The sequence below is a fragment of the Streptomyces sp. ME19-01-6 genome (assembly GCF_033793745.1).
Taxonomy (GTDB): domain Bacteria; phylum Actinomycetota; class Actinomycetes; order Streptomycetales; family Streptomycetaceae; genus Streptomyces.
Window position 1 is genome coordinate 85,788 of record NZ_JARAXF010000040.1, and the last position, 7,601, is coordinate 93,388.

Here is a 7,601-nt window from a genome sequence, read left to right on the forward strand (position 1 = left end):
CGCCCCATCGGATCGCCCCATCGCTCGCGCGGAGCGCTATCCCGGATACACCGGAAGCGACCCCTCCTTGGCCACGGTCTTCCAGTCCGTGTTCGGCAGCAGCCGCACGATCCCGTCGTTCGTCGTCTCGGCGATCAACGCCCGGTTCTGGCCCTCGAAAGCCGCGACCGCCTCCACCCCGTTCGGCCCGGGCACGGCCGGGACATCCGCCGGCGAGCCGTCCGTCTCGACGTACTGCAGCCGCTGCACCCCGCCCGGCTCACGGCCCGCGACCACCAGCCGGCTGCCCCCGGCCCACGAGACGGCGTCCACGTCCTCCAGCCGCGGGGAGACCGAGTGCAGCCCCCGTACCGACAGCTCGGGGGCGGCCTCACCGCCCCACCGCTCGACGCGGCCGAGCTGCAGTGTCGTATGCCCGGCGCGCTTGACCAGCATCGCGATCCGGGTGCCGTCCGCGGACATCCGCAGCGCCGTGATCACGCCGCCCCTCAGATCCGGCAGCTGGACCTCATCCGCCTTCTCCTCGCCCTCGCGCAGCCGCAGCAGCTTGGGCCGCTGCGGATCGCGGTCGGCCACCCACAGGCCGCCGAGGCCGTCCCAGCTCGGCGCCGACAGCCCGTGCTCCGCGCTGCCGCCCTGGCTGCGCAGCCTCGCCTTGCCGAGCTCGACGCCGGACCTCAGCTCGGTCACGTACAGCGAGCGCCCGTCCCTGGTGACCCCCGCGGCCAGCCGCTCGTCCCGGGACACGGCCACCGACCCGAGACCGATGCCGTCCTCGCCGAACGGCCCCGGCACGGCCTGCGGATCCCGCGCGTCGTCGGACAGCCTGACCACCCGGTGGTCGGCGTCCACGAAGTACTGATGGTCCCCCCGGCCATTGACCCCTTCCGGGGCGAACGAGCGCGCGGCGTCGCGCGACAGCGTGCACAGCTCTGAGCCGTCCTGCCGCTCCAGCCGTACGCTGCGCACCTCCGATGCCGACTGCTCCAGGCCCTGGACCGTGAACAGCAGCTGGGCCGCCATACGGGCGCAGCGCTCCTGACCCACGTGCACCGCGCGGTCGCTCAGCCGCACCTTCAGCGCGTTCGAGTCGTCAGGCGTCAGCTTCTCGTCCCGGCCGCCCAGTTTCGTACCGGAGGGGAAAGAGGTGCTGACCACCGGGTCCAGCCAGCTCGTCGGCCCGTCCAGGAGAGCCTTCACGGCCGCGGTGACCGGGTCGACGCCCTGCCGCAGATAGACCGGGTCGGCGACCAGGACGCCCTGCCCGGCCCGCGAGTTCCCGGCGTCCGGACCCAGCTCGGCGAAGTAGTACTTGTTGACCGACTGATAAATGCGCTGGAAGTCGGGCTCGCCCAGCACCAGGCCGCGCGGCAGTCGGTCGATCCGCCACTCCGACCCCACCTTCGACAGATGAACGCGCTCCACGTAATCGCCCTCAGAGGGCCGGTACGCGTGTGTGGCGTCCACCGTGGCGATCCGCTTGCCGGAGAGCACCACGGTCCTCCCGTCGCTGTCCCGGTCCCCCGGATCGGCCTCCACCCGCACCTCCGGAGCCTGTGCGAGCACCGTGGTGGCGGCGAAGGGGTCCCACTGCCGGGAGGCGCCCTTGGCCAGGTACTCCTTGGCCGTGGCCAGGTCCTCCTCGCCGCTGGTCGTCGCCTCCAGGAAGCCGTTGACGAGCTCGGCGGGCTGCTCACCCTTGCCCGGGCTCACCCCGTACACCTGCACCTGCGTATCGACGTCCGTACCCGGCGAGGAGTCCACCCGGCGCACATCCCCGCTGTCGGGCATCGAGGCGCAGCCGGAGAGCAGCAGCGCGCCGCAGGCGAGCAGCGCGGGCGCGCCCAGCAGCCGGCGCGTACGGCGGAGGCGGTAGCGGTCAGCGCCCACGGGGGCGGCCCTCCCGTTCGGTCGAGGTCGTGTGTGCCGTATCGGCCTCCGTGCCCGCGGCCGATCCCGCCCCGCCCGGCCGCGGACGCTGCGGGCCCGGCGAACGCTGCGGGCCGCCCTGCGCGGCGGCCCGGGGCACCACGCGGGCGCCGTTGCCCGGCAACGCCGTGGGGTCGGCCGTCGGCGTGGGCAGGCCCTTGCCGCCGGGGCACAGCGGCAGATCGGCGCCGGACAGCGCGGACTTCGGCTGCGCCGGTACGGCCGCCAGCCGCTCCCCCGCGCCTTCCGCCTCCGCGCCCACGCCCCGCGAGGCCTCCCCTGGAGTCCCAGTGCCCTGAGCCTCCGCGCCCTGCCTCGACGCCCGGTTGCGCCGGGAGTCCTCGGGCTCCAGCGGGATGGGCGAGCCGCGCAGCGTGTCACCCGCCGTACGCGGCAGGGTCAGCCGGAACTGCGAACCGCCCCCGGGCTCGCCCCACGCCTGCAGCCAGCCGCCGTGCAGCCGCGCGTCCTCCACCGCGATCGACAGGCCGAGGCCCGTGCCGCCCGTCGTACGGGCACGGGCCGGATCGGCCCGCCAGAAGCGGTTGAACACGCGGGTCGCCTCGCCCGGCTTGAGCCCGACGCCGTAGTCGCGCACCGCGACCGCGACCGCCCCGCCCGCCGCGGCCAGCCGCACGATCACATCCCGGCCCTCGCCGTGCTCCACGGCGTTGACCACGAGATTGCGCAGAACCCGCTCCACCCGCCGGGCGTCCGCCTCCGCCATCACCGGCTGCTCGGCGCCCCGCACCACGATCCGGGTGCCCTTGGCATCGGCGAGCGGCTCGGCCGCGTCGACCACCCGGGTCACCACATCGCGCAGATCGATCGGCTCGGCCTCCAGGGCGGCCGCGCCCGCGTCGAACCGGCTGATCTCCAGCAGGTCCGACAGCAGCGACTCGAACCGGTCGACCTGGCCCCACAGCAGCTCGGCGGAGCGCGCCGTGACCGGGTCGAAGTCCTCGCGCGCGTCATGGATGATGTCCGCCGCCATCCGTACGGTCGTCAGCGGCGTCCGCAACTCGTGGGAGACGTCCGAGACAAAGCGGCGCTGCATCCGGGACAGCTCCTCCAGCTGCTGAATCTTGACCTGGAGGTTCTGCGCCATCTTGTTGAACGACTCGCCGAGGCGCGCGATGTCGTCCTCCCCGGTGACCTTCATCCGCTCCTGCAGCAGCCCGGCCGCCAGCCGCTCGGAGATCCCGGCGGCCATCCGCACCGGCGTGACCACCTGCCGGACCACCACCCAGGCGATGGCGCCGAGCAGCACCACCACGAAGACCCCGGCCGTCGCCAGCGTCCCCTTCACCAGGCTCAGCGACTTCTCCTCCTGCGTGAACGGGAAGAGGTAGTAGAGCTGGTACGGATCGCCGCGGTTGTCGTTGAGCCGCTTGCCGATGATCAGCGCGGCCTCGGAGTCCTTGGAGCTGTTGTGCAGGATCCGGCCGTACTGCTCGTACGGCGTGGTGCGCCCCTCGTCCACCTTCTTACGCAGCTCGGCCGGGACGCTGTCCTGCTTGACGTCGCCGGAGACGCGCGCCCCACGGCTGACGACGCGGGGCGTCTCGCCCGAGGCGGAGCTGAGTGCCACCACCGAGTACGCGCCCTTGCCGCCGCTGGCCAGCTGCGCCACCAGCTCGTTCAACCAGCTGCCGGCGTCCTGACCGCCCCGGCCACCGGCACCGGACCCGTCCCCGTTACGGCTGCCGCTGGTACGGTCCGCCATCTGCTCGGCGACCTGGAACCCACCGGTGGCCTGCCCCTGCGCCGCATGCCGCTTGGCGTCCAGCAGCCCGTTGCGCACCTGTCCGATGACGACCAGGCCGAGCAGCAGCACCACACCGAGCGACATCAGCAGGGTGGTCGCGACCACCCGCAGCTGGATATTACGCCGCCACAGCCGGGCAGCGGGCAGCAGCGGACGGCGCACCCACCGCCCGAACAACCGGATCAACGGATGCGCGGGCCCGCCCGACGCCCCGTCGGGCAGCAGATGCCCACCGCTCCACAACCGCCGCAACAGCGGAATGTCACCCGTCGGGCCGACGGGCCGCCCCGGACGCGCACCCTCCGGGGCTCCGCCCTCCTCCCTGCCGGCAGGCGGAGCCGAGCCGACCTCCGGCATCTCAGCTGGGCCCGGCCTTGTAGCCGACGCCGCGCACGGTCACCACGATCTCCGGCCGCTCCGGGTCCTTCTCGACCTTCGAGCGCAGCCGCTGCACATGCACATTGACCAGCCGGGTGTCGGCGGCATGCCGATAGCCCCACACCTGCTCGAGCAGCACCTCACGGGTGAAGACCTGCCACGGCTTGCGCGCCAGCGCGACCAGCAGATCGAACTCCAGCGGCGTCAGCGCTATCGACTGGCCGTCCCGCTTCACCGAGTGGCCGGCCACGTCGATCACCAGATCGCCGATGGCCAGCTGCTCCGGCGTCGGCTCCTCCGACCGCCGCAGCCGCGCGCGGATCCGCGCCACCAGCTCCTTCGGCTTGAACGGCTTGACGATGTAGTCATCCGCCCCGGACTCCAGCCCGACCACCACATCGACCGTGTCGCTCTTGGCGGTCAGCATGACGATCGGTACCCCGGACTCGGCCCGGATCAGCCGGCACACCTCGATGCCGTCCCGCCCGGGGAGCATGAGGTCGAGCAGTACCAGATCCGGCTTGGTCTCGCGGAAAGCGGCGAGAGCCTTGTCGCCGTCCGACACGAACGACGGTTCAAAGCCTTCGCCGCGCAGCACGATGCCGAGCATCTCTGCCAGTGCGGTGTCGTCGTCGACGACAAGGACGCGTCCCTTCATATCGACATCATCCCATTACCCGATCGTGACCTGGCGCACAGCTCCGCGATCCCGTCCGCGGTGACGGGCGAGACGGCCCCGGCCTCGGTGACGATGGCCGTCACCAACTCCGGTGGTGTGACGTCGAAAGCCGGGTTGTAGGCCTGTGTACCCAGCGGCGCGACCGGTATCCCAGTGCCCGCTTGCGCCCCCGCGGCCGGAGCATAGGGGACTGTGATATCTGTCACTTCATGTCCTGGACGCTGCTCGACCTCGATCGACGCGCCGTCCGCGGTGGCCAGGTCCAGCGTGGTGGTCGGGGCCACCACGACGAACGGCACATGGTGGTAGCTGGCCAGCACCGCGAGCGGATAGCTGCCGACCTTGTTGGCCACCGAACCGTCCGCGGCTATCCGGTCCGCGCCGATCAGGACCGCGTCCACCTCTCCCGCCGCGAACAGCGAGCCCGCCGCGTTGTCGGTGAGCAGCGTGTACGCCATGCCCGCGCGGGCCGCCTCGTACGCGGTCAGCCGCGCGCCCTGCAGCAGCGGGCGGGTCTCGTCCACCCACAGCCGCCGCAGCTGCCCGGCCCGGTGCACCGCCGCGGCCACGGCCAGGGCGGTGCCCCCGCCGCCGGAGACCAGCGCGCCGGTGTTGCAGTGGGTCAGGATGCGGTAGCCGCCTGCGGGCAGCAGCTCGTCGAGGAGAGCCAGGCCGTGCTCGGCCATCCGGTCGCTGGCCTCGGCGTCCTCCCGGTGCAGCGCGCGGGCCTCGGCGAGGGCCGCGGCCGCGGCCCCCTCCGCGTCCGCCCCGCCCTTGGCCGCCGCGTGGTACGCGGCGGCGGCGCGGCGCACTCCATAAGCGAGGTTGACGGCCGTGGGCCGGGCGTGCGCGAGCGACTCTGCGGCCTCGTCCACATCGAAGCCGCGGACCGCGGCGAGGGCCACGCCGTAGGCCCCGGCGATACCGAGCAGCGGAGCGCCCCGGACGGCGAGCGAGCGGATCGCCTCCACCAGCACCGGCACATCGGTGCACACCAACTCGACCTCTTCGGCGGGAAGTCGCGTCTGGTCCAGGAGCACCAGCACGGGACCTTCCGGCGGTTCCTCCCAGCGCAGGGCGAGGGCGGCGGACGATACGGCGGTGTCCCGGTCCACTGAGCGCTGATCAGCCATTCGTCCAGTCTGCCCTCTGTGGCCCCAAGTATTGAAGTGTTCCGCCACGCCCGACGCCCCCGTCCGGCCGGGCACACCATGGCACGATGACTGCCAACCGGCCGCCGCCGCACCCGCGACAGCCCGACGACCGCCCTTACGGGGCCGACCTTACGGAGCGACGATGAACGACTCTCCGGGCTGGGCACCGCCCGGGCCGTCCCCTACCGACGAACCGCACCAACACCCCCAGCCGCCGGGCGCCCCGGCCGGCCAGGCCGCACAGAGCCCGGACAAACCGAGCGCGGACCCCGTCCTGCCCGATCAGCCCGGGCCGGACCGCCCTGTGGCGGAAGGCCCTGCGGCGGAGGGCCCTGTGGCGGAAGGCCCTGCGGCGGAAGGCCCTGCGGCGGACGGTCCCACGACGGACCGATCCCTATGGGGCGCGAAGTGGGCGGAGCGGCAACCGCCCGCGGGGCACTGGACGGCCCACTCCGGCGGCGCCCCCATGTCGCCGCCCGCCCCGCCGACAGGCCCTGCGACGGGCCCAGCGGGTCCGGGCGGTCCAGCCGGGCCTGCCTCGTACGGAAATTGGGGGGCCGGCTGGAGACAGCCGCCGCCCGCGCCCCGGCCCGGGGTCATCCCGCTACGGCCCCTGGGCGTCGGCGAAATCCTCGACGGGGCGGTTTCCACCCTGCGCGCCCACTGGCGGCCGGTGCTCGGCGTCTCCTTCATCGTCGCCCTCGTCACCCAGGCCGTGACCACGGCCGCCACCGGACTGTGGTTCCGGGACGCGAATGGGCTCGACGCACTCGACAACGACCCGAACCCGACCGCGCGAGAGGCCCTGGACACCCTCGGCCACGCCCTGCAGGGCAGTGCGGTCCCGTTGGCGGCCGGAGTCCTCGGCACCCTCGTCACCACAGCCTTGCTGACGGTCGTGGTCGGCCGGGCCGTGCTGGGACGGCCGGTGTCACCCGGCGAGGTGTGGCGCGACGCCCGTCCGCGCCTCCTCCAGCTGTGTGGCCTGCTGCTCCTGTTGCCCGCACTCGTGGCCGCGGCCTTCGCCGCCGGCCTGGCGCCGGGACTTCTGCTCATCGCCGCCGGAGCCGACAGCGAAGGCGCGGCACTGGCCCTGCTGGGCGGACTCAGTGCGACGGCAGCCGCCCTGTGGCTCTGGATCCGCTACAGCCTCGCCGCGCCCGCCCTGATGCTGGAGAAACGGGGACTCGGCGCGGCCATGCGCCGCTCCGCCAAGCTCGTACGTGGCGCGTGGTGGCGCGTGTTCGGCATCCAGCTCCTCGCGCTTCTCATCGCCTTTGTCGTCTCCGCAGTTGTCGAGATCCCGACCAGCCTCCTCGGCATGGCCGTCGGCGGCGACAATGCGATGGACTGGCTGTCCGGCGAGTCCGTCTCCGTCAGCTGGACGTTTCTGGTGGTCATCGGAATCGGCGGGGTCATCGCCTCGACCATCACCTTGCCGATCAGCGCGGGTGTCGCCGCGCTCCTTTACGTGGATCAGCGCATCCGCCGCGAGGCCCTCGACCTGGAGCTCGCCAGCGCCGCCGAAATCCCCGGTCACGGCAAATAAAAAAGCCTCGGTCCCGAGTATCTTTCGATACTCGGGACCGAGGCTAAAAATTGTTCGGCGGCGTCCTACTCTCCCACAGGGTCCCCCCTGCAGTACCATCGGCGCTGAAAGGCTTAGCTTCCGGGTTCGGAATGTAACCGGGCG

General features: G+C 72.7%; 5 protein-coding genes and 1 rRNA gene. 1 reads left to right on the plus strand and 5 read right to left on the minus strand.

Annotated features, from left to right (window positions below):
• Nucleotides 1-36: 36 nt before the first annotated feature.
• Genes PV419_RS46285 through mtnA form a run of 4 tightly spaced genes read right to left on the minus strand, consistent with a single transcriptional unit; the run spans nt 37 to nt 5,887 of the window.
• Complete coding sequence (locus tag PV419_RS46285; protein ID WP_319699475.1) at nt 37-1,890, minus strand: LpqB family beta-propeller domain-containing protein; 1,854 nt, start codon at nt 1,888-1,890, stop codon at nt 37-39.
• On the minus strand, nt 1,880-4,054 hold the full coding sequence (gene mtrB / locus PV419_RS46290; RefSeq protein WP_415925522.1) for an MtrAB system histidine kinase MtrB: 2,175 nt from the start codon (nt 4,052-4,054) through the stop codon (nt 1,880-1,882). The genes PV419_RS46285 and mtrB overlap by 11 nt, the downstream gene beginning before the upstream one ends.
• A 1-nt stretch (nt 4,055) precedes the next feature.
• Nucleotides 4,056-4,733: a two-component system response regulator MtrA gene (gene mtrA / locus PV419_RS46295; protein WP_042155333.1), complete on the minus strand. Its 678-nt coding sequence runs from the start codon at nt 4,731-4,733 to the stop codon at nt 4,056-4,058.
• Entirely contained in the window at nt 4,730-5,887 is a 1,158-nt protein-coding gene (mtnA, locus tag PV419_RS46300; protein WP_319699479.1) for an S-methyl-5-thioribose-1-phosphate isomerase, read from the minus strand. Before mtnA ends, mtrA begins: the two co-directional genes overlap by 4 nt.
• Before the next feature lie 694 nt (nt 5,888-6,581).
• Here mtnA and PV419_RS46305 point away from each other — a divergent pair.
• The gene (locus tag PV419_RS46305; protein ID WP_319699481.1) at nt 6,582-7,457 is read left to right on the plus strand and encodes a glycerophosphoryl diester phosphodiesterase membrane domain-containing protein; all 876 of its coding nucleotides are present in this window, start codon (nt 6,582-6,584) and stop codon (nt 7,455-7,457) included.
• A gap of 52 nt (nt 7,458-7,509) precedes the next feature.
• Here PV419_RS46305 and rrf read toward each other — a convergent pair.
• Nucleotides 7,510-7,601, minus strand: a 5S ribosomal RNA gene (gene rrf / locus PV419_RS46310); the annotation flags it as partial.